The 23,907-nt window shown below is 59.6% G+C and carries 27 protein-coding genes; 14 read left to right on the top strand and 13 right to left on the bottom strand.

Annotation, left to right across the window (positions count from 1 at the left end):
• Positions 1-87 precede the first annotated feature (87 nt).
• Together GSQ80_RS19580 and GSQ80_RS19575 are read left to right on the top strand one after the other, a co-directional pair.
• Positions 88-705: a sigma-70 family RNA polymerase sigma factor gene (locus GSQ80_RS19580; protein WP_158789335.1), complete on the top strand. Its 618-nt coding sequence runs from the start codon at positions 88-90 to the stop codon at positions 703-705.
• Positions 702-986 (top strand): anti-sigma factor, encoded by a 285-nt coding sequence (locus GSQ80_RS19575; RefSeq protein WP_158789334.1) that lies wholly within the window; start codon positions 702-704, stop codon positions 984-986. The genes GSQ80_RS19580 and GSQ80_RS19575 overlap by 4 nt, the downstream gene beginning before the upstream one ends.
• Before the next feature lie 73 nt (positions 987-1,059).
• Here the strand turns inward: GSQ80_RS19575 and GSQ80_RS19570 are convergent, their stop codons facing one another.
• From GSQ80_RS19570 to GSQ80_RS19545, 6 genes are all read right to left on the bottom strand, one after another.
• Positions 1,060-2,049 (bottom strand): hypothetical protein, encoded by a 990-nt coding sequence (locus GSQ80_RS19570; RefSeq protein WP_158789333.1) that lies wholly within the window; start codon positions 2,047-2,049, stop codon positions 1,060-1,062.
• An 85-nt stretch (positions 2,050-2,134) separates the two neighbouring features.
• The gene (ftcD, locus tag GSQ80_RS19565; RefSeq protein ID WP_158789332.1) at positions 2,135-3,088 is read right to left on the bottom strand and encodes a glutamate formimidoyltransferase; all 954 of its coding nucleotides are present in this window, start codon (positions 3,086-3,088) and stop codon (positions 2,135-2,137) included.
• A gap of 4 nt (positions 3,089-3,092) precedes the next feature.
• Positions 3,093-3,827, bottom strand: coding sequence for an acyloxyacyl hydrolase (locus GSQ80_RS19560; protein WP_158789331.1), 735 nt, complete (start codon positions 3,825-3,827; stop codon positions 3,093-3,095).
• Positions 3,828-3,903: 76 nt separating this feature from the next.
• Entirely contained in the window at positions 3,904-4,644 is a 741-nt protein-coding gene (locus GSQ80_RS19555; protein ID WP_158789330.1) for a YebC/PmpR family DNA-binding transcriptional regulator, read from the bottom strand.
• Between the two features lie 126 nt (positions 4,645-4,770).
• Positions 4,771-6,057 carry a diaminopimelate decarboxylase gene (gene lysA / locus GSQ80_RS19550; protein ID WP_158789329.1) on the bottom strand — a complete coding sequence of 429 codons (1,287 nt, stop codon included), beginning with the start codon at positions 6,055-6,057 and terminating at the stop codon, positions 4,771-4,773.
• 18 nt (positions 6,058-6,075) lie between these two features.
• Complete coding sequence (locus GSQ80_RS19545; RefSeq protein WP_254059795.1) at positions 6,076-6,345, bottom strand: PspC domain-containing protein; 270 nt, start codon at positions 6,343-6,345, stop codon at positions 6,076-6,078.
• 851 nt (positions 6,346-7,196) lie between these two features.
• Between GSQ80_RS19545 and GSQ80_RS19540 the strand changes: the two genes are divergently transcribed.
• Positions 7,197-7,505 carry a hypothetical protein gene (locus GSQ80_RS19540; RefSeq protein WP_158789328.1) on the top strand — a complete coding sequence of 103 codons (309 nt, stop codon included), beginning with the start codon at positions 7,197-7,199 and terminating at the stop codon, positions 7,503-7,505.
• A gap of 188 nt (positions 7,506-7,693) precedes the next feature.
• On the opposite strand, the gene GSQ80_RS19535 is transcribed toward GSQ80_RS19540, so the two are convergent.
• A complete protein-coding gene (locus GSQ80_RS19535; RefSeq protein WP_254059794.1) occupies positions 7,694-8,914 on the bottom strand; it encodes a lipopolysaccharide assembly protein LapB in 1,221 nt (406 codons plus the stop codon).
• Between the two features lie 140 nt (positions 8,915-9,054).
• Here GSQ80_RS19535 and GSQ80_RS19530 point away from each other — a divergent pair, with 140 nt between their 5' ends.
• From GSQ80_RS19530 to GSQ80_RS19510, 5 genes are all read left to right on the top strand, one after another.
• Positions 9,055-9,327: a hypothetical protein gene (locus GSQ80_RS19530; protein WP_158789327.1), complete on the top strand. Its 273-nt coding sequence runs from the start codon at positions 9,055-9,057 to the stop codon at positions 9,325-9,327.
• A gap of 23 nt (positions 9,328-9,350) precedes the next feature.
• Complete coding sequence (locus tag GSQ80_RS19525; protein ID WP_158789326.1) at positions 9,351-9,683, top strand: hypothetical protein; 333 nt, start codon at positions 9,351-9,353, stop codon at positions 9,681-9,683.
• Positions 9,684-9,711: 28 nt separating this feature from the next.
• The gene (locus tag GSQ80_RS19520; RefSeq protein WP_158789325.1) at positions 9,712-11,052 is read left to right on the top strand and encodes a carboxypeptidase-like regulatory domain-containing protein; all 1,341 of its coding nucleotides are present in this window, start codon (positions 9,712-9,714) and stop codon (positions 11,050-11,052) included.
• A gap of 23 nt (positions 11,053-11,075) precedes the next feature.
• Complete coding sequence (locus GSQ80_RS19515; protein ID WP_158789324.1) at positions 11,076-11,576, top strand: DUF4149 domain-containing protein; 501 nt, start codon at positions 11,076-11,078, stop codon at positions 11,574-11,576.
• Positions 11,577-11,856: 280 nt separating this feature from the next.
• Positions 11,857-13,236, top strand: a complete 1,380-nt coding sequence (locus tag GSQ80_RS19510) for a hypothetical protein (RefSeq protein WP_158789323.1) — start codon at positions 11,857-11,859, stop codon at positions 13,234-13,236.
• Between the two features lie 49 nt (positions 13,237-13,285).
• Here the strand turns inward: GSQ80_RS19510 and GSQ80_RS19505 are convergent, their stop codons facing one another.
• The 4 genes from GSQ80_RS19505 to GSQ80_RS19490 are packed head-to-tail and all read right to left on the bottom strand — an operon-like array spanning position 13,286 to position 15,098.
• A complete protein-coding gene (locus GSQ80_RS19505; protein WP_158789322.1) occupies positions 13,286-14,065 on the bottom strand; it encodes a DUF899 family protein in 780 nt (259 codons plus the stop codon).
• Between the two features lie 36 nt (positions 14,066-14,101).
• Positions 14,102-14,269, bottom strand: coding sequence for a hypothetical protein (locus GSQ80_RS19500; RefSeq protein ID WP_158789321.1), 168 nt, complete (start codon positions 14,267-14,269; stop codon positions 14,102-14,104).
• A gap of 2 nt (positions 14,270-14,271) precedes the next feature.
• Positions 14,272-14,724 carry an SRPBCC domain-containing protein gene (locus tag GSQ80_RS19495; protein WP_158789320.1) on the bottom strand — a complete coding sequence of 151 codons (453 nt, stop codon included), beginning with the start codon at positions 14,722-14,724 and terminating at the stop codon, positions 14,272-14,274.
• On the bottom strand, positions 14,724-15,098 hold the full coding sequence (locus GSQ80_RS19490; protein ID WP_158789434.1) for a helix-turn-helix transcriptional regulator: 375 nt from the start codon (positions 15,096-15,098) through the stop codon (positions 14,724-14,726). The genes GSQ80_RS19495 and GSQ80_RS19490 overlap by 1 nt, the downstream gene beginning before the upstream one ends.
• Positions 15,099-15,203: 105 nt before the next feature.
• Between GSQ80_RS19490 and GSQ80_RS19485 the strand changes: the two genes are divergently transcribed.
• The 6 genes from GSQ80_RS19485 (at position 15,204) to GSQ80_RS19460 (ending at position 22,553) form a co-directional block, all read left to right on the top strand.
• Complete coding sequence (locus GSQ80_RS19485) at positions 15,204-15,863, top strand: class I SAM-dependent methyltransferase (protein ID WP_174241368.1); 660 nt, start codon at positions 15,204-15,206, stop codon at positions 15,861-15,863.
• Between the two features lie 321 nt (positions 15,864-16,184).
• A complete protein-coding gene (locus tag GSQ80_RS19480; RefSeq protein ID WP_158789319.1) occupies positions 16,185-17,192 on the top strand; it encodes an NAD(P)-dependent alcohol dehydrogenase in 1,008 nt (335 codons plus the stop codon).
• A gap of 42 nt (positions 17,193-17,234) precedes the next feature.
• Entirely contained in the window at positions 17,235-18,485 is a 1,251-nt protein-coding gene (locus GSQ80_RS19475) for an ABC transporter permease (RefSeq protein ID WP_158789318.1), read from the top strand.
• Positions 18,486-18,518: 33 nt separating this feature from the next.
• Positions 18,519-19,025 carry a carboxymuconolactone decarboxylase family protein gene (locus tag GSQ80_RS19470; protein ID WP_174241367.1) on the top strand — a complete coding sequence of 169 codons (507 nt, stop codon included), beginning with the start codon at positions 18,519-18,521 and terminating at the stop codon, positions 19,023-19,025.
• Positions 19,022-19,744, top strand: a complete 723-nt coding sequence (locus GSQ80_RS19465; protein WP_254059793.1) for an ABC transporter ATP-binding protein — start codon at positions 19,022-19,024, stop codon at positions 19,742-19,744. The genes GSQ80_RS19470 and GSQ80_RS19465 overlap by 4 nt, the downstream gene beginning before the upstream one ends.
• A 325-nt stretch (positions 19,745-20,069) precedes the next feature.
• A complete protein-coding gene (locus tag GSQ80_RS19460) occupies positions 20,070-22,553 on the top strand; it encodes an ATP-dependent Clp protease ATP-binding subunit (protein ID WP_158789317.1) in 2,484 nt (827 codons plus the stop codon).
• A 140-nt stretch (positions 22,554-22,693) separates the two neighbouring features.
• On the opposite strand, the gene GSQ80_RS19455 is transcribed toward GSQ80_RS19460, so the two are convergent.
• Both GSQ80_RS19455 and GSQ80_RS19450 read right to left on the bottom strand, forming a co-directional pair.
• Entirely contained in the window at positions 22,694-22,999 is a 306-nt protein-coding gene (locus tag GSQ80_RS19455; RefSeq protein WP_158789316.1) for a YtxH domain-containing protein, read from the bottom strand.
• Between the two features lie 152 nt (positions 23,000-23,151).
• Positions 23,152-23,871, bottom strand: coding sequence for a uracil-DNA glycosylase (locus tag GSQ80_RS19450; protein WP_174241366.1), 720 nt, complete (start codon positions 23,869-23,871; stop codon positions 23,152-23,154).
• Between the last annotated feature and the right edge of the window lie 36 nt (positions 23,872-23,907).

The raw sequence follows: 23,907 nt of genomic DNA, 5'->3' as shown, positions 1-23,907 counted from the left end.
TCAGAAACGTGATCCTGTAAACTGGTGCTACTTATGGCAGTTGAGACCTCAACCATCGCCGGCGCTCCTCACAATCCCTTTGAGGAAGTGATTGCGACCGACCCGCAGCCAGAGATTCATCCCGATGTTGCACTGGTGGAGCGGGCAAAGGCGGGCGACACCGCAGCGTTCGAGCAGCTGGTGCGGCAATATGAACGGCAGATCTTTCGCACAGCGCAACATATTACTCAGAACCGCGAAGACGCCGAAGACATTACTCAGGATGTTTTCTTCAAAGCCTTTCAAAAACTTGACCAGTTTCAGGGCAATTCGAAATTCTCCACCTGGCTGGTGCGAATTGCCGTCAATGAAAGCCTGATGCGGCTCCGTAAGCGCAAGACGTCAAAGACCGTTTCCATGGATCAGGATGTGGAAACCGACGAGGGTTCCATTCCCCGCGATTTCGCCGAGTGGCGCCCCAATCCTGAGCAGAATTACTCCCAATCGGAGCTCGCAGAGATCCTCCGGAAGACAATTGCAGGTCTTCCCCCAGGTTTTCGAACCGTTTTCACTCTTCGCGACATCGAAAACTTGTCGACCGAAGAGACAGCCGCCGCGCTCGGATTGAGCGTGCCGGCAGTCAAGTCCCGACTGTTACGCGCGCGCCTGCAGTTACGCGAGCGTCTCAGCCGTTACTTTCGGCAAAACAACGAGGCCTCAAAGTGAACTGCACGGAATTTCTCTCAAAACTCACCGACTACTTCGATGGACAGATCGATCCTGCCTTGCTAACCGAAGTCAAAGCGCATCTGGGAACCTGTCACCATTGTGAAGTGGTGGTTGACACCACACGAAAGACCATCGACGTCTATCGTGGCGCCGTCACCTATGAGTTTCCGGAAGAGCTTTCCAACCGGCTTCGCGCTGCAGTGATGGAGCGCTGCCTGGCCTCAGGAAAGTTGCCAAATATCGAGGTCAAGGCTTCGGCCAAGCCAGCGGGCCAATAATCTCTACCCAATTAAAAGGCAAGAAAGGGTGGCCATCTGGCCACCTTTTCTATTGCAAGCCATTGATTAAGAATTACTTGACCACTACCTGCTGAAACAGCGGAGACGATAGCAGTCCTGCGAACTGACTATCCGAGGATGAATAGGCCACCGTCAACACACCCGCATTGGAATCGATCGTCGTGTCATCCACGGCTGCTTTCTCCTGAGCGGATCCGGAAGACTTCTTCATCAGCGCGACCCCTTTCATGATCGTCGCCGCCGTAGCTGCGGTAATCGTGTCCGACATATCGACGGACATGTTGAAACGAACGCCGTTGCTGAAATCCATCGTGTAACTGGCATCCTTCATACGGTTTTTGACCGTATCGTAGTCCGCCAGACCGGCGGCCTCGCCAAGGACGCTCTTCATCATGGTTTGGGTGCCCTTCTGGTCAAGTATGCTCCAGACCGCCTGAGAATCGACACCCGGCATTTCGGCCATCATCTCATTGTTTTGAAGGAAGTTAGGCTGAAGTCCATCACGGGCGTCTAGCGCGGCTCGCACCGCCTCACGATCGCCAAAGACCATCGTAGTCTGGTTGAGGAAGGCTACGCTCATCCCACCAGAACCCATCGGATAGATGGAGTTGTTACGCAGCATGGTCGCTTTGGTCTTCTCTTTGGCAAACTTGGCCAGGATGGCCTGGGTGTTGAACTGGCCCTGCGCCACACCCAGAATGCGGGTTCCAGTGCCGTCGCCACCGGAAGTGCCTCCCCCCGACGTCCGAAACGCTGCAAACGCGAGCGTGTCGGCGTCCTGATCCACCTGCAAGCCGGAATTCTTGAGGGCCGTTTCCAGATGCTTCAACTCAGGCGGCAGAACCCGGTCCTTCAACTGCATTGCAGCCGGCGAGTTCTGCATCTGGCGATAATCCACCACGATGATCTGTTGCACATCCCGCGGAATGGAAGCCCGAGCGTCGCCACTCAATTGTGCGGCATGTAGTGCGATTGGCGCCATTGCCATCGTCGCTAAGGCCGCAATCGCTGTCGTGTGCTGCCATTTTCTAAAGGTCTTCAATTGGGAACTCCCTGAAAGTTGCGCATTACCGCGCAAGCTATATTCTTCACTGAAATCGTTGCATCTAGCAAATCGCTCCGGTGCGCTATGGCCAGTCCAACGGACGCCGTAATCGCCGCTCCAAAACCTTGTCCTCCGGATCGAACTGGGGTGTTTGACGCACCCATTCTGCATTCGGCTCATAAGCGAGCTCTGGAATAAGTCCAATTACCTCACCTTCGGCTATCGCTACTCCGTGTCGAGCAGCTATTTCGGTGACGGCGCTGTGTAATCGTGTCATCGGCGTTTTTTGGAAATCCGTGATATTCATGCTCACCTGGGCACGGCCATTCGCCATCACACCCATTGCCTTAACACCAAATAAGCCTCCTCCCGAGGCGCGGATCTCCTTGGCGATCGAGCGCGCCAGGCTGACGGCCTCGGTCGACCCGCTGGCAGGAAGGTATATGTTGTAGGCAATCAGAAACTTACGGGCTCCCACTGCGCTGGCTCCAGCGGTCGCATGGAGCTCCGGGCCGCCTACATCAGGTTGACGCCGGGTATCCTTGAGCGAATCCCGCTGTAGACCCTCAAACTGGCCGCGCCGCACATCTTCCAGGTTCACCCTGTCCGGCCTGGACGCGGCGGCTTCATAAAAGTAGATCGGTACGCCGAACCGCCGCCAGATCGCCAATCCTGCCTGCCGCGCCAGCATGGCGCACTGCACCAGGGATACGCCGCTAACCGGAACAAACGGAATCACGTCCGCAGCGCCAATCCGAGGATGAGCGCCGCTTTGCTTGGTCAGATCGATCAGCTCGGCGGCCTTCCCTGCACCCCGCACCGCCGCTTCGACAACCGCTTCCGGCGAACCAGCAATGGTCACCACGGACCGATTGTGGTCCGCATCCAGGGAGTAATCCAGCAGATGCACTCCATCCACGCGCATCGCACGGACGATCTCCTCGACCTTCTCGCGATCTGCTCCTTCGGAGAAGTTAGGAACGCACTCAACAATCGCCTCGGTGTTCGGGCTTCCGTTTATGGCTTCGCTGCTCATCGTATTACTTCCACCATGTGTATCCGACCGACATCTGCAAGCTCACGTTGACTCCGGGATTCTTGTCTCCGAGGCTGGCACTGGAAATATGTATCGCGTTAACGCTGAAGTCCACTGAGCGTCGCGGCTTCAAGAAGTAATGGGCACCGATTCCGCCCTGCGGTGTGAAGTTCCAGACGCTTGTATTGGCTGCTGGACCGGTCTGAGTTGGGTCGTCAGGATTGAGATCCCCGACCGCAGGGTACTTATGGTTGGTCCACACGACGCCGCCAGCGGCCTGGATCCAAGGCATGAACCGCTTGCCGTGGGTAAAGTTCCACCGCACCTGGATAGGCGTGACGCTCACGCCGGTATATGTTCCACCTACGGTATAGGGTGCGCTACAGACAGGCTCAGACGTTCCAGTGCAGCTGATGCGCTGGAACTTGGGCGTATACGATTGCCAGAGCGGAAACACCTCGACCGAGTATTCAATATTTCCCCTGAGGCTTCCTGAGCCGATTTGCGGTGTAAGCACCTTCCCCATATGTCCTCCAACCATGAAGAAGCTGAAGTCTGTGCGTTGCTCCAGGCCAACTCCTCCCTGGATGAGCGCGCCATATTCCCACGGCTTCGAATTGGAGACAGCTGCGATGGGCGACTCGGCCTGTATCGCGGCCGAAGGGGTCTGCGCGGCCAATGCTCTGCTAGCCGCAATCGACAAGCCAGCCACGATCCACAGTATTCGTATCCGCGTCATCCTCTTCGTCCTCACAATCGAAAGCCGCCATCGAGTGGCGGCTTTCGCATCTCTCGGTTTGCTACTGTTTCTTCGGTTAGGCCGGAACTGACTCTTCATCCATATCGAAGTTGGAGTAGACCGCCTGCGTGTCGTCCAAGTCGTCTATAGCGTCCAGCAGTCGCATCATCTGGGCAGCCTGCGTTCCCTCAAGCTTGGTGTATGTGGAAGAGATCATGGTCACTTCCGCGTGTTCGGGCTTGATCTTGGCCGCGGTGAGGGCGTTCATGACTGCCTCGTAGTCCTTGGGGCTGGTCAGAATCTCCCAGTTCTCGCCTTCATCGGTGAGGTCGTCAGCGCCGGCTTCAAGAACGATTTCGGTAAGCTTGTCTTCGTCTGCCGCAGATTTCGCTACAACGATAACGCCCTTCTTCGAGAACATGTACCCAACGGAGCCGGTTTCACCAAGGTTCCCGCCGTTCTTCGAGAAGGCGAAGCGAATCTCGGAGACTGCGCGATTGCGGTTATCGGAAAGGGTGTCGACGATGACCGCAACGCCTCCGGGACCGTAGCCCTCAAAGCGGATCTCCTCGTAGGCTGCTCCTTCGAGCTCGCCAGTTCCCTTCTGGATGGCTCGCTTGATGTTGTCTGCTGGCATGTTCTCGGCCTTGGCTGCGGCGATCGCGCCACGCAGGCGCGGGTTGCCGTCCGGATCTCCTCCGCCGCCCTTGGCCGCGATGGTGATTTCCTTGATCAGGCGGGTAAAGATCTTGCCGCGCTTGGCGTCCAGCGCGCCCTTCTTATGCTTGATTGTCGCCCATTTTGAGTGGCCAGACATGTGTGAACCTCTGCTGCTTTAGTTAGCGTATATGTGCGAAAACAGGCCATAAACGGCACATGTCGCGCATCTTCGTCGAAGAAAATTGTAGCACGCAGGGGGTAGGGCCGTGGGGTGCTCGCGCGGTTACAGGAGCTCTGGAGCGAGGATGCTGTCAAGTGTCTCCCGGCGGCGGATGAGGCGTGGCTGGCCGTGGTCGATGAGGACCTCTGCGGGGTGAACGCGGGTGTTGTAGTGGGAGGCGAGCGACATGCCGTAGGCGCCAGCGTCGAGTAGCACCGCGAGGTCTCCGGCGCGGAGCTCGGGGAGCGTTCGGTCACGGGCGAAGAAGTCCCCGGTCTCGCAGACCGGGCCGACGATGTCGGCGGTCTGATTGGGCCGGGCGTGCTCCGGAGATGCCGCGATCACCGGGAGGATCTCGTGGTGAGCCTGGTAGAGAGCCGGGCGGATGAGGTCGTTCATGGCCGCATCGGCGATGACGAAGTGCTTCGTGCCGTTCTGCTTGGTGTAGAGGACGCGGGTGAGGAGCGCGCCGGCCTGGGCGACGAGGAAGCGTCCGGGCTCGAGGAGCAGGTGAGCATTGAGGCCGTCAAGCGCTGAGCGGATCGCGGTTGCGTAGGCTGCGACGCTTGCTGCGGGGTTGAAGGCGGCGTTGCCGTACTCAATGCCGAAGCCTCCTCCGCCGTCGACGTATCGGATGTTGTGGCCGTCGGCGCGGAGTTCCTCGACCAGGCTTCGGACGCGCTGGAGCGACTGGGCGAAGGGCTCGACGTCGCGGATCTGGGAGCCGATGTGGACGCTGACGCCTGCTGGCTCGAGGTTGGGAAGCTGGGCAGCGCGACGGTAGACTTCGCGAGCGCGTTCGATGGCGATGCCGAACTTGTGCTCGCGGAGCCCGGTCGAGATGTACGGATGCGTTTCGGCGAAGACGTCGGGGTTTACGCGGAGGGCGATCCTGGCTATCTTGCCCGCGGCGCTGGCGCGCTGGCTTAGGATTTCCAGCTCCGCTTCACTCTCTACATTGAAGAGGAGGATGTCGGCGGCGAGCGCTGCGTCCATCTCCCAGACCTGTTTGCCGACGCCGGAAAAGACGACGCGGCTGAGGGCTGAGGGCGCGGCGCGGCGGACGCGCTCGAGTTCGCCACCGGAGACGATGTCGAAGCCACAGTCTTGCTCGCTGAGGAGCTTGAGGATGGCTAGCGAGGAGTTCGCCTTGACCGCATAGCAAAGGGTGTTTGGAATCGCCGCGAACTCTGTCTGGAGCATGCCGAGGCGCTCGCGGATAGCGTCGGCGGAGTAGACGTAGAGCGGCGTGCCGTAGGTGTCGGCTAGATCGGTAAGGTCAACGCCCGAGCAGGTCAGGCGGTTGTCGGCGTAGATGAACGGGCGGGGCGAGGTGTTGGTCGTGCTCACCTGACCATCGTACCTGCATCAGGCGGTGGGGCCGTTGCTCGGCGCGGCGGGTGTTGGAGCAGGCGGTGCGTAGGGCTGCGCATAAGTTTGAGCGTAGGGATCGTTTGGGAACGAGTATGGCTCGTTGGGAATGACGATCCAGGCGATGAAGTAGGCAAGAATCGGCGTGCCGCAACCGAAGAAGACAAGCACGACCAGCAATACGCGTACGAGCGCGACATCCCAGCCAAAGTGTTGCGCGAGACCGGCGCAGACGCCTCCGAGCATGCGTCCATACTGCGGACGCACGATGTTCCGGTAAGGAGCGTACGGCTGAGTTGGAGGTGCGGGAGGAGGCGGAACGGCGTGGCCGCAGTTGCTGCAAAATTCTTGATCCGAAGCTAAGCTCTTTGCCACATGCGGTGCAGTTCATCTCGTACCTCCTGCTGGTGCGTGATGTGTCTTACGCAGATCCTCGCGCCATGGTTCCGTGGGGTACCCCCCCCCACCCCCTCTTAGTCATACTTGCCTTGTAAAGTATGCCAACCACGCGGGTTAGAGGCCAAAGTACCCCCCACCGTGGCGCGCGTGTGGTGCGTAACGTTATGATTCTGAGCCGGTTAAGTATCAAAGTACCCCCCTCCCGGATCGGAGATTATGAGGGCTGAGACTGGTTGCTCCGTGGCTCTGGTCGTCCTACTTAAAGTTTAGTCCCCGGGGTGGGGTAACTATGCCAAGCGAGTCAAAGCGAAATCGGCAATGGTGGCGCGGGGTTTGTGAGGTTTTGGGTAGGAAGGGGGGTTGACATGCGAATTTTGGGCTGTTTTTGATGTGGTTTGGGGCAATTTATTTTTAGGGATGACAAGTTGGCGGCAGCGTTCGCACTGCATCCTGGCATTCACTCATCGCAAAGAGCACGAATAGCAGGCGGTTTTGTGAGGACCATATCGTAAATGCAGAACATGGGGCACGCAGTTTGGGCGTTCCTCCATGAGAGGTGATGAGCGGAATCTGATTTCGTGGTTTCGCAAATTCGTGATTCGCAAATCACGCAACTGTTTGAAACTTTCACCCACAAGCGTGGTCATAGGGGGCACACGTTGAGGTTCTCTGAACCATGGCAGAGGGTCTCTCCGAAATTCACTTCCGGAGAAACTGCCATGCGTACTCTTGCCCTTCTACTCGTTTCGTTCCTTCCCTTCGCTGGCGTGGTCGCAGCACATGCCGACATACCCTCCCACGTCACTGCGATGGACCGCCCCGTGTATCTCGTCCTGGTGAATATGTCTGCACAGCGGCGGCAGATTCGTGTCAAGACTGGCGTTGTCGATCTGCCTGCCGGGGTCTGGGTGGCGGTTGAGTCGCGCGTTGGCGAGACACTGTACATCGTGAGCGACACGAATACCTCTTTCGATGAGCGGATCGCGGTGAAGCGTGGAGATGACGCGCGCATTTTGCGGATTCGATAGGAAGAGGCGACTGCCTTGACGCAAAGAACGCTACGGTTGCCACGTTTCGCTAGGTAGAACGGGCGAGAGCAAGAGCCAATGCGGGGGTCATTCGGCTGCGCCTCAGGATGACGGCGAAAACTGGCAATGATACGTGGGCGCATCATCCTCGCCGATGGTGAAGGATGATGCGCTCTTAGCGGGCGGCCCTACTTGCCCTGGTAGGGGGTTTGGAGGTATTTGTGGGCAGCTTCGGCCTGGGTCTGGTCGCCGCCGGGCTGGAGCACCTGCTGGTACATGTGGATGGCGTCTGCGCGTTGGTGAAGGAGGTCATACATCTGGCCGGCGCTTAGTTCGGCGCGTTTGCGGAGCCAGTCGCTGGAGTCGGACTGCTGGGCCGCCTGGGTGTATCCGAATGCTGCTTCCTTAATCATGTTGTAGCCACGCTGGGTGTCGGCCATGCCGAACCAGGCGAGCTCGAGACGAGGTTCGACGAAGTAGCCGGGTTTCGCAGCCTCGTCGATGACTTGCTTGTAGGTGGCAATGGCGTCGAGGCCGTGGCCTTCGTCCTTGGTAAGGTTGGCGACTTCGAGGCAGAAGATGTAGTTGTGGGGGTACTCCTTCTGGAGGCCACGCTGGACCTCGAGGGCTGCAGGATACTGGCCGTCGTGGCGAAGGAAGAGGGAGAGGACGGTGCGGGATTCGACGGGGGTGACGGTGCCGTTTTCGGCGGACTTGCGGAGGTCGGCGAGACCGTCTTTCTTGCTGCCGCCGACGCCCATGAAGCCGACCATGAAACGGAGGAATTTGGGAAGGCTGGCGACGGCGAAGCGCTGGATACCGATGGCCATCCAGGCGTCGGCGTACTCGGGATCGATCTTGAGGGCGGCTTCGGAGTCGTTGCGGGCGGAGAGGCCCTGGCGGGCGGCGGCGACGAAGGAGTGATCGACGAGGGTGATGAAGACGGCGTGCATGCCTTTGGCGTAGCCGCGGGCGAAGAGCGCGTTCGCGTCGTTGGGGTTGGCGGCGAGCTCCGCGTCGGTGAGGTGCTGGACCTTGTTGGTGAGGTCCTCGATGCGGGTGCGGGCGGCCTGCGGGACATTGACTTCGCGCTTTACGGTGAGGAAGCTGTTGTGCGCGTAGTAGGTGGTGTCGAGGAGATCCTGGTTATAGAGCTCGCGAAAGATGATGGTCGTGAGGACGTAGTTCGAGGCCATCGGGTTGTCGGGATGCTGCTGGGCAACCTGTTCCTGGATCTTGAGGGCGGCGTCGAAGTTGAGATTGTAGAAAAGCTGCAGGGATTGGCGGACCGGGGGCGTGAGATTGAGGGGGTCGGTGTGGAGGACGGGCTGGGCGGAGGCGGGCAGCGGGAGGAGCGTGGCGATGAGGATGAGGGCTGGCAAGAACGAGGCGCGGGATTTCGGGGGCAAAACGATGGTTCCTCCCAAACTTCCTCCGAACGAGGGCCGGCGGTGCCGACGGAGATAGACTATACCTTGAACGTATTTCTGATCACATACGCGGTTGCAGGCGGGGCGTAGGATTCGGATAGAGAGTTTCTGGAGGCATGATGGATCTGCAGACTGTACTTCCGCTGGCGGTGTTGGTGATTGGGTGCATTGCGTATGTTTTCTGGCCGCAGGAGCGGGTGGTGGCGCCCGTGGAGAAGACGCGGCTGGACTATCTGCGGGAGCGCAAAGGCGTGGTGTATGACAACCTGCGCGATTTGAACTTTGAGTTTCGGGCGGGGAAGTTTCCTGAGGAAGATTACGCGCGGCAGCGGGGGGATTTGGAAGCCGAGGCCGCGAAGGTGGTCACTGAGATGGAGACGCTGGGCGGGTAGCGCTTCGCGTATGATTCGGTGCAATGACCGACAAGTGGCCCAGGCGATTCGAATTGGTGCGAGGCTTCGGCTGGCTGACTACCATATCCGCTGCGTTCTTTTTTGTGGCCTTATTTTTCCCTGCAGAATATCGCGTTTGGCCGGTGGTTTTCGGCGTGCTGTTTTTATTTCCATTCCTTGTGTACACCTATGTAGTCGTTATCTGGCACTGGAAGGAACGCTACCAGGGAAGACACAGCGATCTGTGGGGGGCGCTGATCTTGATCGAGACCAGTGGGTGGATGAAGATCGTCTACTTTTTCCGGCATATTTTGCCAGACATGAAACGGACCGAACGTGGCGGCAATCACAATTGAGCTTCGGCATCTGAAGTATCCTTGACCTGTGTACGCATATAAACGCATTTTCCGCAGCCTTTCCGCCCTCCTGATGTTGCTTCCTGTCGCCGCAATGGCGGCTACGATCACCGGCACGGTGACGAATCGCACAACCGATAAGCCGGCCGCTGGAGATACGGTCACCTTGCTGCAGCAGGGGATGACGGAGCTCGCGACCGGGAAGACGGATGCCAAAGGACAGTTTTCGATCAATGCTCCGGCGAGTGGACCGTTTCTGTTGCGGGTGACGCACGATATGGCAGCCTACTACGAGTCGGCGACGGAAGGGCAGCCGGTGAATGTGGACGTGTATAGCGCGGGTGCGCACGTGGTGGGCGTGACGACCGAGGTGCTGATGCTGCGGGCGCAGACCGATCCAAGTGGCGCGGTTCTGAATGTGACCGAGGACTTTGTGGTGAAGAATGCCTCGAAGCCGCCGATGACACAGTTCTCGAAGGCGCCGTTCAATTTGTATCTGCCGGCGGGTGCGGTGGTGGAGGCGACCGCGGCGAAGGGGCCGAACGGGATGCCGACAGCCGAAGATTTGACGCCACAAGGAGAGAAGGGGCTGTACAGCGTGATGTTTCCGATCAAGCCGGGCGAGACGCAGATTGAGATCGCGTATCACATTCCGTACACGGGAAATTTGAAGGTGGATCTGAAGATGGCGGGGCAGGTCGACATGTTTGCCGTGAGTCTGCCCAAGAGCATGAAGTTCGATGCGACGGATGGGAAGTTTATTCCGGCGAATGGAGACTTGAGTGCGACGACCTTCTTGCGGCGCAATTTGAAGGCAGGGGATGCGGTGAGCTTTGGCATTGAAGGATCGGGGCAGTTGCCGCGGGACACGCAGGGTTCGGACCAGAGCGCGCAAGGGCAACCGGGTGCGGCCGATGGCAGCGCGGGCGCGCCGGTGGACAATGCTCCGGGCAAGGGGCTCGGGAATCCGCTGGATCCGAATGGAACGCGCGAGCCGGTTTCGACCAAGTACAAGTGGTGGATCCTGGGCGGACTTGGCTTGCTGCTGGTGGCAGCCGCTGGAGTTTTGTTGAGGAAGCCGGCGGTGGCGCCGGTGGTTGGCGCTGCGGCTTCGCAAGATGTCGTGCGGCCGTTAGGGAGTGCAGTGGCCAGTTCCCTGCCGGTTGTGCCTACGTCTGCAGGACACCAGGCGCAGTTGATGCAGGTACTGAAGGAAGAGCTGTTCGGGCTCGAGACAGATCGGTTGCAAGGGCATGTGAGCGAGGCAGAGTATGCGCAGAGCAAGGCGGCGATTGAGCTGATTCTGCGGCGTGCGCTGCAGCGTGGTGCGGTGACTGGAAGTGTGCCACCCGCAACCTCAACGGTATAATCGGTCGAACTCGATGAGGACTCATGACCTTAGTTTTTCGTATCGTTCGACTGATCGCGCTGGCCATCTGGGTGGGTGGTCTGGTTTTCTTCGGGTTTGTGGCAGCGGTAGCCTTTTCGACGCTACCGGACGCTCATAGCGCCGGATCGGTGGTTCGGGGATCGCTGGTGGCGCTGCACCATATCGGGCTGACGGCGGGGATTGTTTACCTGCTGGTGACTTTGGCTTTATTGGCTACGCAGCGTGATTCGCATCCGGTGCGCGGAGCAGAACTGGTGCTGGTGATCGCGATGCTGGTGCTGACCAGCTACTCCCAGTTTTCGGTGATTCGGCGCATGGAGAAAGACCGGATCTCGCTGGGCGGCGATGTGACCAAGGCGCCCGCGGATGCGCCTGCGGTATTGAACTTCAACCACTTGCATAAAGTATCGGAGAGGGTGGAGGGGACGGTGCTGATTCTTGGGCTGCTACTGCTAGGAATGGCACCGGTGCATGGGCGCGAGGACTTCGACCGTTTTTCCTGAGAGGCTTCGAAAGCTTCGCTGGAACGGGCGGAAGGATCCAACGCCCGCCTTACTATTTTGTCCTGTTCACCCGTAATACGCCGAACGTACTTTCCCGGGCGGCGCGTTTTCCTTCCCGGAATCAAGCAGGGAGCCTTTCCGAAATTCCACGGCCATTATTTGCGATAATGACTGTGACAATAAGAGCCGTTGCGTACGCACTCGCGGCTCGCTGGTTTGATCGTGCACGTCACCCTTTTGTATTCCTGGCTCGACCCACTCCCAACGCAGGACTTGATATATGCAGCTATGGACCGACTATGAAGGCGTCACCATCGACGGCGCTTTCCGCTTGCAGAAGCTTCTGATGCCCGAGGGCCGCAGTGCGTTTTACTCCACCGCCGGCACCAACGGCGAACCGACGGTAGTGCGCCTCATTGAGTGTCACTTCGATGAAGAGGACATTCTTGCCCGTTGGCGTTGCATAGACGCGTTGAGTCATCCGAACTTCCTCAAGTTTGAGCGCTTCGGCCAGACCGAGCTCGATGGCCGCCCGGTCGTCTATGCAGTCTTCGAGACGGTGGACACGAATCTTGCCGAAGTCCTTGACCAGGGCCATCTGGATGTCAAGGATGTGGCCCAGCTGGCATCCAGCCTGGTGGCCGCGCTCGATGTACTGCATACCCACGGCTTCATTCACGAGCACGTCGAACCGCGCAATATCTTTGCCATTGACGGTGGAGTCAAGCTGCGCGGCGACTGCATCCGCGAAGCGCCGGAGGGAGAGGAAGGCCGCGCCCTGAAGCAGCGCGACGTGCACGATCTCGCAACCGTGCTCCTGCAGGGTCTGACTCAACGAGAATCGGTCGAGGGCATTCCCGATTCCGCCATGCCTGCGCCCTTCGGCCAGATTATCCGCAACGGAATCGAGGGCACATGGGGACTGGATGACATCAGGGCGGCTCTCGGACGCCAGTTTGGTGCGAATCAGCAACCAGCGCCGGCACCGGTGAATGCGGCTCCGGCAGCGACGACCATAGGCGAGCAGAAAGTTGCGAGTGTTGCTGCCAAGCCTCCTGTGCGCCCAGAAGCGCAGGGCTCTCTGCCTCTGCGCAAGGAGGAGCGAAACGCGAGATTTGCCGGCTCAACTGCCCGCAACGATCGCTGGAACCGCAAAGACAGTTGGGAAGACGACCAGAATTTCTCGCTTCGTTCCCGCGCGATCGGCGCCGGCGTCGCTGCTCTTCTCCTGCTGCTTTGCTCATGGATCGTTGCGCACGCATGGAATGAGCATCAGCACGAAGCGCAGGCTGCTGCCGTTTCGCAACCAGCCGTCCAACCAGCGGCGCAATCGGCCAATCCAATCGCGACCGACGCCGCTCCCGGGACCGTCGCCGCGAATACGCCGCCCGTGAGCCTTCCCGCAGCGGTTGGATCACGCGCCGGTTGGCGAGTGATCACCTTCACTTACAACCGCAGAACGGACGCGGAGAAGAAGGTCTCTGACCTGGCACGCTCCCATCCGGAGCTGCAGCCGGTGGTCTTCACCCCCAGCGGCCACGCTCCGTTCCTGGTTTCGATCGGCGGAGTCATGGACCGGGAGGCGGCCTATGCCCTGGCCCATCGCTCTCGTTCCCTGGGACTTCCGCATGACATGTACGCGCAGAATTACAGCCGCTAACCAGCTTTCGAGAAACGCAGCCGCGTCGAGATGACCGCGGCCAGCGGGGCTACAGATCCAGCGTGACCATGGCTCTGTCCAAGACCTTGCCCAATTCGGCGTCTTCCTTACCGTAGACATCGTGCCAGCGCCACCACTTGTAGCGCGGTCCTTTGGGATAGCCCTCGGGCGAGTCTTCCCAATCTTCCTGGCGGCCTAACGGCGTGACGTCGAGGAAGCTCCAGAGGGTGCCCATGTTTTCGTCGCCGCGGTTGTTGACGTAGTAGGTGCGGAAGATTTTGTCGTTCTCGTCGCGGAAGAAAACGTTGTGGCCGTGCCATTGGTCGACGCTGAAGTCTTTGTCCCAGTCGTCGGTGATGGTGTACCAAGGGATCTTTTCCCAGCCCATGCGGTGTTTCAGCTTCGCGATGTTTTCCTGCGAACCGCGCGAGGCGTAGGCGAGCGTGGTATCGCGGGCGTGCAGGTGGGCGAGGTGCGAGACCTGGTCGGCGCCGAGCGAGCAGCCGACGCAGGCGTGGTCGGGCCAGCCGTAGACGTTCGAATCATAGAAGGCGCGATAGAGCACGAGTTGGCGGCGGCCTTCGAAGAGTTCGAGCAGCGAGCGCTTCCCTTGCGGGCCTTCGAAGACGTACTCCTTTTCGACCGCGAGCCACGGCATGCGGCGTCGCGCTGCGGCCATTGCATCACGCGTGCGGGTGAGCTCCTTCTCTTTGACCAGCAGCTCTTCCCAGGACTTCTGCCATTCGTCCGCCGAGACGACGGGAGGCTTCTTCATCGCTGCGATCTGCTCGTTGGTTGTCTTGCCGGTCGAGTCATTGGTGTTCGACATTGTTTCCTCCTTGTTCGCGCTAATGTGATTTGTGGTTCAAGAGCGTTGCGACGGCGGCGCGGAACTATCGCCGGTCAAGGCTGTAGGTTGGGGCTCGCGAGATTTTTTGTTCCAGAGTTTGGTGATGGCGATCGCGGAGACACCACCCGTGGTGACGGCACCTGCCGCAATCCATACTGCCGTACCGATGCAGAAGGGACACATGGCTACCTTCCTTTCCGCTCCGCGACTGCTGTGCGGATGCGTTCGATCATGTGAGTCCAACCTTCGTGGACGCCGCGCTCGTTTTCACCGATCCAGCCCATCGCGCGATGTACGAAGCGCATGCGGGTGACGCCGTTTTCCTCCGTGAGGCGATATTGGAGGTTCGAAACCGCGGGGTTCGACATGAAGAGCGGACCCCAAATCTCGAGCAGCGAGGGCGCCTTAATGGCCTGCACCGTACCCCAGAAGTGGCCGGTGTTGTTGCCGAGGTCGCGATACCAGCGGCCGCCGGGCCACGCTTCAAGCACCATCGGCATGGGCTTTTCGGGCGTGGAGTTCAGCGGTCCCATCTGCTCTAAGATGGTCTCGAAGACGATCTCGATCGGGGCGGCGATCTCTTCTTCCTTGATGATCTCGAAGGCTTGCACTACGCCTTCCTTTACAGTGGCTGCCATTATTCCTCCTTTTTATTGGGACCGTCGTCGAGGCGAATTAATCGTTCTAAGGCCTTGCGTTCGGCGCGCTGCTTGATCTGGTCGACCTGGTGGGTCCAGTAGCGTTCGAAGACTTTCACCCAGTCGTGGACCGGCTTGAGGCCCTCGGCATTGAGGCGGTACATGCGGTGCTGTCCACGCTTGACGACCGTCACGACGCCGACCTTGTGCAGTGCACTGAGATGCTTCGAGACCGGAGACTGGTCCATCTTCATGCGAACGACAATTTCGTTGACGGCGTGCTCCTCGCCATCGGAGAGCACGGCGATGACCTGGCGGCGACGGGGCTCGGCGATGGCGGTGAAGACGTCGGCGGGATGAGCCTGTCGTGTCATGAAGATCAATATATTCCTTATAAGGAATATGTAAAGATCTAATTTCACATGCCATCTCTGGTGTTCTGGTAAGGCTTGGTGAGACGATTTTGGGGAGGGACAAAGATGGCGGAGCCAGCAGGAAGACCAGTAGATGATGCGTTCGGTGGGCGGCAACCGACGAGCCATGAGCGGATGACGGGAGTTCCCTGGGACGCGTCGTATCAGGGCGCTGGTGCGCCGTGGGATATCGGTCGGCCGCAGCCAGCGTTTGTGCGGGTGGCCTCCATGGGCGGATTTACGGGGCCCGTGCTGGATGCGGGATGCGGGACCGGGGAGCATGCTCTTCTTGCCGCGTCGCTAGGCCTGTCCGTACTGGGCGTTGACGTGGCTGAAACGGCGCTGGCGATGGCTCGCCGGAAAGCCGCTGAGCGTGGCCTCAAGGCTGACTTTGCCGTGGCTGATGCATTCCAACTGGGACGATTGGGACGCAGCTTTGAAACCGTGCTGGATTGCGGATTGTTTCACACCTTCAACGCAGACGAGCGCCCGGGATATGTGGCGAGCCTGGCGTCGGTGACCAAGCCGGGCGGAACGCTTTACGTGCTGAGCTTCAGCGATGAGGGACCCGATCTTGGCCCGCATCCGGTGCGCGAGGAAGAAGTGCGAGCTGCGTTAAACGCTGGCAACGGATGGGATATTGTTGCCGTCGAGCGAGACTGGATTGAGACAAGATTCGGCCACAAAGGATTAGCGGCGTGGTTCGTGACTGCTCGGCGGATCTAACTTGTTGGAACAGGCCTGGAAGATGTGGGATTAAACACAAAGGGCCGCCGGGGGGTGCCAGCGGACCCTTTGCTTTCAAATCGCGCCTCCTATCAAGGGATGCGACCGGTGGGGGGTCGTCCCGACCAGAGGCGCTAGATAATTATGACATAAACCTGCGACCAGGAAGCTGTGGATTGACAAATTTTGGCAGGGTTTTCGGTCTAGAATTGTGGAAAGCCAAGATTTAGAAAACGCGCATTGCCAGCCATGGCATCTTATGGTGGTTACGACAAAGGCAATCGATATATTGATGCACTGAAAGTGTGAAGGAGCTCTTCCATGCCAGAGATTCGCGGACTTGCCACCCATGCGGCGGGGGCTCAGCTTCTACCGTACAAGTATTCGGTAGGGGAGTTGGGGCCGCACGAGGTTGAAGTCAAGATCACCCATTGCGGGGTGTGCCATTCGGATATCCACCTGATTGATAACGATTGGGGATTGAGCAAGTACCCGTTTATTCCGGGGCACGAGATTGTGGGGACAGTGACGGGCGTGGGCTCCGAGGTGACGGATCGGAAGCTGGGCGAGCGGGTGGGAATTGGCTGGCAGGCGGACTCCTGCGGGATCTGCGAGTGGTGCCGGCAGGGCGATGAGCACCTGTGTGCGAAGGCGCAGCCGACCTGCATTGGGCGCAACGGCGGGTATGCAGATGCGATCCGCGTAAATGCGAAGTTTGCGATCCCTGTGCCGGAGGGGATGGAGAGCGAGAATGTGGCTCCCCTGCTGTGTGGGGGGATTACGGTGTATAGCCCGCTGAAGAATTGGCTGGCGCGGCCGTCGTCGCGCGTCGGCGTGGTTGGGATTGGCGGCCTGGGACATATGGGGCTACAGTTCGCCCGCGCGTTTGGGTGCGAGGTGACGGCGTTTTCGACCTCCAAGGATAAAGAGGCCGAGGCCCGTACGCTGGGCGCGCACAACTTTGTGAATACCCGGGAGAATGGCGAGATCAAGAAGGCGGCGGGAAGTCTGGACTTAATTCTGTGTACCGTGTCGGCGGACCAGGACTTCCAGAGCTTCATTGCGATGCTGCGGCCCAAGGGAACGCTGGTGGTCCTGGGAGCGTCGCCTTCGCCGATGCAGATTTCGGCGTTCAGCTTGATTGGCGGCCAGAAGGCGCTTGCGGGAAGCCCGTCGGGCAGCCCGCGGGATCTGCACGAGATGCTGGATGTGGCGGCGCGGCACAAGGTGAAGGCCATCACGGAGAAGTTCGCGATGAAAGATGCGAACAAGGCCGTGGACAAGGTGAAGAAGAACCAGGTGCGGTACCGGGCAGTGCTGGCGAACTAGGGTAAGTGGGGCGGTGGACGCTCGCAGGTAAGATAGCGGTTGATGCGTTTCGAACTCTTTGTCGCTGCACGTTATCTTCGCGCCCGACGGCGGCAGGCCGTTGTTGGGTTGATAACCGTGATCTCGGTGGTGGGCGTGGCGGCGGGCGTGGCGGCGCTAATTATTGCGCTGGCGATTACGAATGGCATGCGGCGGGATTTGCAGCAGCGGCTGGTGGGTTCGACTGCGCATGTGCAGCTGATGCGGACGGCGGGCGATGGGATAAGCCACTGGCGACCGCTGATGGCACGCTTAGCGGCCGTACCGCATGTGACCGCGGTGGCGCCGGGACTTTATGGACAGGTGCTGATCTCACGGGGCGCGCGGAGTGGCGGCGCGCTGATCAAGGGGATTGTGCCGGCGGATGAGGCGACGGTTGGGAACTTGTTGCAGTCGGTGAATGAGGGATCGGCTGCGGAACTGGCTCCAAATACGTCGACGGTTGCAGCGGGAAGTCAGTTGGCGCCGCCCCTGGTGATTGGGCATGAACTCGCGTTGACGCTGGGAGCCGAGGTTGGCGATTCCCTGCTGGTGACCTCGCCGCAGGGTGAGTTGACGCCGCTGGGATTGGTGCCTCGCTATCAGCGGTTTCGCGTGGTGGGGATTTTCTCGTCCGGCTTCTACCAGTATGACGATGGCTATGCGTTTATGCGGCTGACCGATGCGCAGCGACTGTTCTCCGAGCCGGATTTGGTGAGTGTGATCAGCTTCAAGATCGATGACCTGTACAAAGCCGAGCAGGTGGGCAAGGCCATTGAGGCTGCGGCCGGGCCCGGCTTCCAGACGACCAACTGGATGGAGCAGAATCGCGAGTTGTTTCGCGCCATGAAGCTGGAGCAGGATGTCACGTTCATTGTGCTGGCGCTGATTGTGGTCGTGGCGGCGCTGAATATTCTGATTGCGCTGACCATGATGGTGATGGAGAAGACGCGCGACATTGCCGTGATGATGAGCTTTGGCGTGACGGCGGAGCAGGTGCGAAAGATTTTCCTGCTGCAGGGGCTGCTGATCTCGGCTGTGGGAACGGTGCTGGGCCTGGTACTGGGATATGTGGTGAGCATCGTCGGGTCGCACTATCGGTTCATTGCCCTGGATGCGAGCGTGTACTCGATCGACTACCTGCCGTTCGCGCCGCGGCTGGTGGACGCGCTGGTGGTGGCGGGGGTGAGTTTGGGAATGAGTTTGCTGGCGACGATTTATCCGTCGAGCTCGGCTGCGAGTGTGCTGCCGGCCGAGGCGCTGCGGTATGAATAGTCGCGTTAGATATTTGATGGAGGCACGATACGTATGAGACTGAAATATCCAAAACTTGCGCCGGGCGGTTATGAGGCGCTGGCTTCGCTGGGACACTACATTAACACCGAGACTGTGCTGGAGCCGGTGCTGCTGGAGCTGGTGTATCTGCGCGCGTCGCAGCTCAATGGCTGCGGGTACTGCATTGGGATGCATAGCGACGAGCTGCATAAGCATCATGAGCCAGACAGCCGCATCGATGCCGTGGCGGACTGGCGGGGGTCGGATGCGTTTACGCCGCGAGAGCGCGCGGCGCTGGCGTGGACGGAGGCGGTGACGGATGTGAATGCGTCGCATGTGTCCGACGAGGAGTATGCCGCGGTGAGTGCGTTCTTCCAGGAAAAGGATCTCGTGGACCTGACGTTTGCGATTGCGAACATCAATGCTTGGAACCGGATGGGCGTGGCGTTTCGCGCGGAGTGGAAGCCTAAGGCGCGGAGCAGCGCAGAGATCGCGCCGCATGCTGAGCCTGTCGCGGCTGGGGAGACTGCGGCCGAATGAGCAGTCCCCTGCCCGCGATTGACGGAGCGCGAATGACGCCGGTGCTTAGAGCTGTAGCGCTGGAGAAGACGTACGCGCCGCTGGCTGCGGGCGGCGTGGGGCTGCGGCTGTTCGAGGATCTTTCGTTGGAAGTCGCGGCGGGCGAGATGGTCGCGGTGGTGGGGGAGAGTGGCGCGGGCAAGAGTTCCCTGCTGCATTTACTGGCGGCGCTAGATCGTCCGACGTCGGGCGAGGTGTGGTGCGGCGAGACCAATGTGACGCGGCTGAATGCGCGGCAGGCGGGGGAATATCGCAATCGGGAGATTGGCTATGTGTGGCAGTTTCATTACCTGCTGCCGGAGTTTACAGCGCTGGAGAATGTGGCCATGCCATTACTTTCGCGAGGGGCGCGGCGGGGGGTGGCGTTGGAGGAAGCCGCGCGATGGTTGCAGCGGGTGGGGCTGGGGGATCGCGGGGAGCATCGGTCGGGCGAATTGTCGGGGGGGGAGCAGCAGCGGCTGTCGATTGCGCGGGCGCTGATTACGAAGCCGAAACTGCTGCTGGCGGACGAGCCTACGGGGGATCTCGATGGAGCGACGGCGGAGCGGGTGTTCGAGCTGCTGCAGGAGCTGCATCGGGAGAATGCGCTGGCGAGCGTGCTGGTGACGCACAACCTGGAGTTTGCGGGGCGGTGCGACCGGGTGCTGCGATTAAAAGCTGGCCGACTCGCAGTGGCTTAGATGGCCGCTTGGCCGCGACATAGGCGCATACCGGCTGTTCGGAAATGGGACACGCGGGTGCCTCTGGGCCGTTTCAGGGCAATTTGCGACCGATTTCCCACAGAAACGTCTAATCTTTGATTCCTGAAAGTTCCGGAGCGTTTTCCATAGGCGCTTGAGACGGATACACTAGGGTCAACTCAGCTGGTTGTTTCCAGAGCTTTTCAACAATCAGTCCTCTCCGTCGCAACCGAACGCGACGGTGGCCACGCAATCGTCATTCGCAGACCGCGCTCCTCGTTTCAGATTTGGTTTCAAGCGCGGAGCGACGGTTCGAAGGGGGAGTATGTTCGAACGCTATACAGAAAAGGCGCGGCGCGTGATTTTCTTCGCGCGCTACGAGGCGAGCCAGTTCGGATCGCCGTACATTGAAACCGAACATCTCTTACTGGGCCTGCTTCGGGAAGACAAGGCACTCACGAACCGCTTTCTGCGGTCGCATGCTTCGGTAGAATCCATTCGCAAACAGATTGAACAACGCACGATCGTGCGCGAGAAGGTTTCGACCTCGGTCGATCTTCCGCTCTCGAACGAGTGCAAGCGCGTGCTCGCGTATGCGGCGGAAGAGGCCGAGCGGCTGAGCCACAAACATATTGGGACCGAGCACCTGCTGCTGGGACTGCTGCGCGAGGAGAAGTGTTTCGCCGCAGAGATTTTGACCGAGCGCGGGCTGCGACTGGCTGCGATTCGCGAAGAGCTGCAGCGCACGACGCAGGAGAAGCCGGCGGCGGCAAGCGGCAGCGGCAAGCAACGCGGCGGTGCCGCGCAGCAGGAGCAATCCATGCTGGCGGAATTCTCGCGCGACCTCACTCAAGCGGCAACTGACCAGCAGCTTGATCCGCTCGTTGGACGCGACTTCGAAGTCGAGCGCGTGATCCAGATCCTGTGCCGGCGCACGAAAAATAATCCAGTGCTGATTGGCGAGCCGGGCGTGGGTAAGACGGCAATCGTTGAAGGACTGGCGCAGAAGATTGCTGACGGCGAGGTGCCTAGCTTCCTCGCGGAGAAGCGCGTGCTGTCGCTTGATCTTTCGCTGATCGTTGCCGGAACGAAGTATCGCGGGCAGTTTGAAGAGCGGTTGAAGACGATCATGAAAGAGTTGATCGAAAACCAGAACTGCATCGTGTTTATCGATGAACTGCATACGCTGGTTGGCGCTGGATCGGCTGAGGGTTCGCTGGATGCAGCTAATATTCTAAAGCCGGCTCTAAGCCGCGGCGAAATCCAGTGCATCGGAGCGACGACGCCGGCGGAGTATCGCAAGTCGATTGAGAAGGACCGGTCGCTTGAGCGGCGATTCCAGGCTGTAAAGGTGCCGCCGCCGAACGAAGAAGATGCCATCAAGATTTTGATGGGCATTCGGGAGAAGTACGAGAAGTTCCACGCCGTCAGCTATACCGACGACGCGATTACGTTCTCCGTCTCGCACTCCAGCCGGTATATCCCAGATCGGTTCCTGCCGGACAAGGCGATTGATTTGATCGACGAGGCTGGCGCGCGGGTGAAGCTGCGCCAGACGACGCTGCCCGAAGAGTTGACCGAGGTGCAGAAGCGGATCAAGTTCATCGTGCACCGCATGGAGAACGCGATTGCGAATCACGAGTTTGAGAAAGCACGCTTTTACTCGGACGAAGAGCGCAAGGAGCGGGAAAACCTACGGGCGCTGCGCGACAAGTATCACCTCGATGAATCGAGCTCGGGCATTGTGACGCGCGAGGATATTGAGGACGTGGTGTCGCGCTGGACGGGCGTTCCGATTACGTCGATCAAGGAAGAAGAGACGCAGAAGCTGTTGCGCGTTGAGGAGGAGCTTCACAAGCGGGTGATCGCGCAGGGCAAGGCGATCTCGGCGCTGGCAAGGGCGATTCGGCGGTCTCGTGCTGGGTTGAAGAATCCGGCGCGGCCCATTGGCAGCTTCCTGTTCCTTGGACCTACAGGCGTGGGCAAAACAGAGATGGCACGGACGTTAGCCGAATTTTTGTTCGGCAGCGAAAAGTCGCTGATCCGCTTCGATATGTCGGAGTTCATGGAGAAGCATTCGGTGAGCAAGCTGATTGGCTCGCCTCCGGGCTACGTGGGCTACGAGGAGGGCGGCCAGTTAACGGAGCGCGTGAAGCGTTCGCCATACTCGGTCGTGCTGCTTGACGAAGTCGAGAAGGCTCATCCTGATGTGTTCAACCTGCTGCTACAGGTGTTTGAAGACGGCCAGTTGACCGACGGATTGGGCAACACGGTCGACTTCAAGAACACGATCATCATCATGACGTCGAACATTGGCGCGAAGCATTTGATGAAGCGCGAAGGCCTGGGCTTCCAATCGAGCAAGGATGAGATTGTGCTCGAGAAGATGCAGGAGATGGTGATGGGCGAGGTGAAGAGAACCTTCAACCCCGAGTTCCTCAACCGCCTGGACGAGGTCATCGTGTTCACGTCGCTGAGCGATTCGGACCTGATGCAGATCATGGACCTGCTGGTGCAGGGCCTGAACAAGAACCTGGTGCACAAGGCCATTACGCTGACGGTGCGCGACGATGCGCAACGCTGGATCCTGGACAAGACGCTGGTGGACCGAAGCTACGGTGCACGGCCGTTGCGGCGCGCGCTGCAGCGGTTCATCGAAGATCCGCTCTCCGAAGCGCTCATCGCTGGGCTCATCGCCGAGCGGCCTGCGTTCCTGGAGGTCTACCTCGAGAACAACCAACTGCACTATCGGCCGGTTGCGGCTGAGGGTGAAGAGAAGGCTGCCGGACTGGCACTTACCACTGTCTAGTTGCGAAAAGCATGAAGCAAGAGAATGCGCTCCGACCTTCGGTCGGGGCGCATTCTCGTTGGTGGACGCAAAACAGAAGGCCCGCAGCGGATGGCTGCGAGCCTTCTGTTCCTGTCGGCAAGATCTGATGGTGAGTTGATTTAGATGAGCTTCGACGCCGAGCGGGCGGCCTTGTTGGCCGATTTCACGACCCCGGTCGCTGCGTCGACAGCGTCATCGAACTGGTCCTTGCTGGCATCGATGAGCTTCTGAGCTTCTTTGCCCAGACGCTCTGCTTGATCCTTGAGGTATTCGCCGGCGTCTTCGAGGGTGTCACCGAGATCTTCGAGACCGCGCTTCAACTTCTTGCGCGTGGCTGTGCCAGTCTGCGGGGCGTAGAGCAGTGCCGCAACGCCTCCGATGGCTGCACCCACTCCCAGGGCAATCCAGAATTCCTTATGACGCATATCGTCCTCCCGTTCTATTTGTTTAACCGCTCGTAATCTTCTGTTCACAGCATATGATTCGCGCACTGCGCCGCAGGTTGTAGTTGAGATGAACCTCGCAGGGCCGCTTGTGCAGATTCTATGTTTTACATGTCGAAATATACAGTGATGCTTTAGGCAAGACCACTCAATTCGAGAGCACGGAGGAATACCCGGGCGAACATGGGTCGGTTGAGACGGCCGGTGTTGGTATTGCGCAGGGAGGGATGGTAGCTGCCGAGTAGGGTGATCTTGTTGGGCAAGAGGTACTCGGCTCCATGGCGGAAGGTGTAGGCGGATCGGCGTTCGATGACGCCCTCATTGAGCAGATGCGCGAGGTAGCCGTCCCATGCGATCTTGCCGAGGCAGACGACGACGCGGACCTTCGGGAGCGCGGCGACCTCTGCTGTCAGGTGAGCCGAGCAGTTGCGAATCTCCTGCGGCGTGGGCTTGTCGCCGGGAGGGGCACAGCGGACGACCGAACCAATCCAGATCTTGCGCAGCTTGAGGCCGTCGTCACGGCTGGTGGCAGCTGGCTTGCTTGCCAGGCCGAGCTCGTGGAGGACCGGGTACATGAAGTCGCCGGAACCGTCGCCGGTGAAGGGACGGCCCGTCCGGTTAGCTCCGTGGGCGCCAGGAGCGAGGCCAAGGATCAGGATGCGAGCATTGGGATCGCCGAATCCAGGGACAGGTTTGGCCCAGTATTCCTGGTCGCGGTAAGATTTGCGACGAGTCTCACCGATGCCACGAATGTAGGTGATGAGGCGAGGACAGCGGGTGCACTGGGCGATATTCTGCTGCAGCTGATCGAGAATGGGGAGGGGATGTTTTGGGACAGGCCGCTGGGGGCACACGAAGAGTCTTCCTTGGAACCGGGTAATCGTTTTGCT

This window comes from Granulicella sp. L46 (assembly GCF_009765785.1).
In the GTDB taxonomy this organism is placed as follows: domain Bacteria; phylum Acidobacteriota; class Terriglobia; order Terriglobales; family Acidobacteriaceae; genus Granulicella.
Note: the sequence above shows the minus strand (reverse complement) of the source record. Positions and strands in the feature narration are given on the sequence as shown.

Coding starts and splice junctions, on each gene's coding strand:
- ftcD (WP_158789332.1), bottom strand. CDS start 3,088: ATGAGCAGCGAAGCCATAAACGGAAGCCCGAACACCGAGGCGATTGTT.
- GSQ80_RS19560 (WP_158789331.1), bottom strand. CDS start 3,827: ATGACGCGGATACGAATACTGTGGATCGTGGCTGGCTTGTCGATTGCG.
- GSQ80_RS19555 (WP_158789330.1), bottom strand. CDS start 4,644: ATGTCTGGCCACTCAAAATGGGCGACAATCAAGCATAAGAAGGGCGCG.
- GSQ80_RS19540 (WP_158789328.1), top strand. CDS start 7,197: ATGCGTACTCTTGCCCTTCTACTCGTTTCGTTCCTTCCCTTCGCTGGC.
- GSQ80_RS19530 (WP_158789327.1), top strand. CDS start 9,055: ATGGATCTGCAGACTGTACTTCCGCTGGCGGTGTTGGTGATTGGGTGC.
- GSQ80_RS19525 (WP_158789326.1), top strand. CDS start 9,351: ATGACCGACAAGTGGCCCAGGCGATTCGAATTGGTGCGAGGCTTCGGC.
- GSQ80_RS19515 (WP_158789324.1), top strand. CDS start 11,076: ATGACCTTAGTTTTTCGTATCGTTCGACTGATCGCGCTGGCCATCTGG.
- GSQ80_RS19510 (WP_158789323.1), top strand. CDS start 11,857: ATGCAGCTATGGACCGACTATGAAGGCGTCACCATCGACGGCGCTTTC.
- GSQ80_RS19505 (WP_158789322.1), bottom strand. CDS start 14,065: ATGTCGAACACCAATGACTCGACCGGCAAGACAACCAACGAGCAGATC.
- GSQ80_RS19500 (WP_158789321.1), bottom strand. CDS start 14,269: ATGTGTCCCTTCTGCATCGGTACGGCAGTATGGATTGCGGCAGGTGCC.
- GSQ80_RS19495 (WP_158789320.1), bottom strand. CDS start 14,724: ATGGCAGCCACTGTAAAGGAAGGCGTAGTGCAAGCCTTCGAGATCATC.
- GSQ80_RS19490 (WP_158789434.1), bottom strand. CDS start 15,098: ATGACACGACAGGCTCATCCCGCCGACGTCTTCACCGCCATCGCCGAG.
- GSQ80_RS19485 (WP_174241368.1), top strand. CDS start 15,204: ATGGCGGAGCCAGCAGGAAGACCAGTAGATGATGCGTTCGGTGGGCGG.
- GSQ80_RS19480 (WP_158789319.1), top strand. CDS start 16,185: ATGCCAGAGATTCGCGGACTTGCCACCCATGCGGCGGGGGCTCAGCTT.
- GSQ80_RS19475 (WP_158789318.1), top strand. CDS start 17,235: ATGCGTTTCGAACTCTTTGTCGCTGCACGTTATCTTCGCGCCCGACGG.
- GSQ80_RS19470 (WP_174241367.1), top strand. CDS start 18,519: ATGAGACTGAAATATCCAAAACTTGCGCCGGGCGGTTATGAGGCGCTG.
- GSQ80_RS19465 (WP_254059793.1), top strand. CDS start 19,022: ATGAGCAGTCCCCTGCCCGCGATTGACGGAGCGCGAATGACGCCGGTG.
- GSQ80_RS19460 (WP_158789317.1), top strand. CDS start 20,070: ATGTTCGAACGCTATACAGAAAAGGCGCGGCGCGTGATTTTCTTCGCG.
- GSQ80_RS19455 (WP_158789316.1), bottom strand. CDS start 22,999: ATGCGTCATAAGGAATTCTGGATTGCCCTGGGAGTGGGTGCAGCCATC.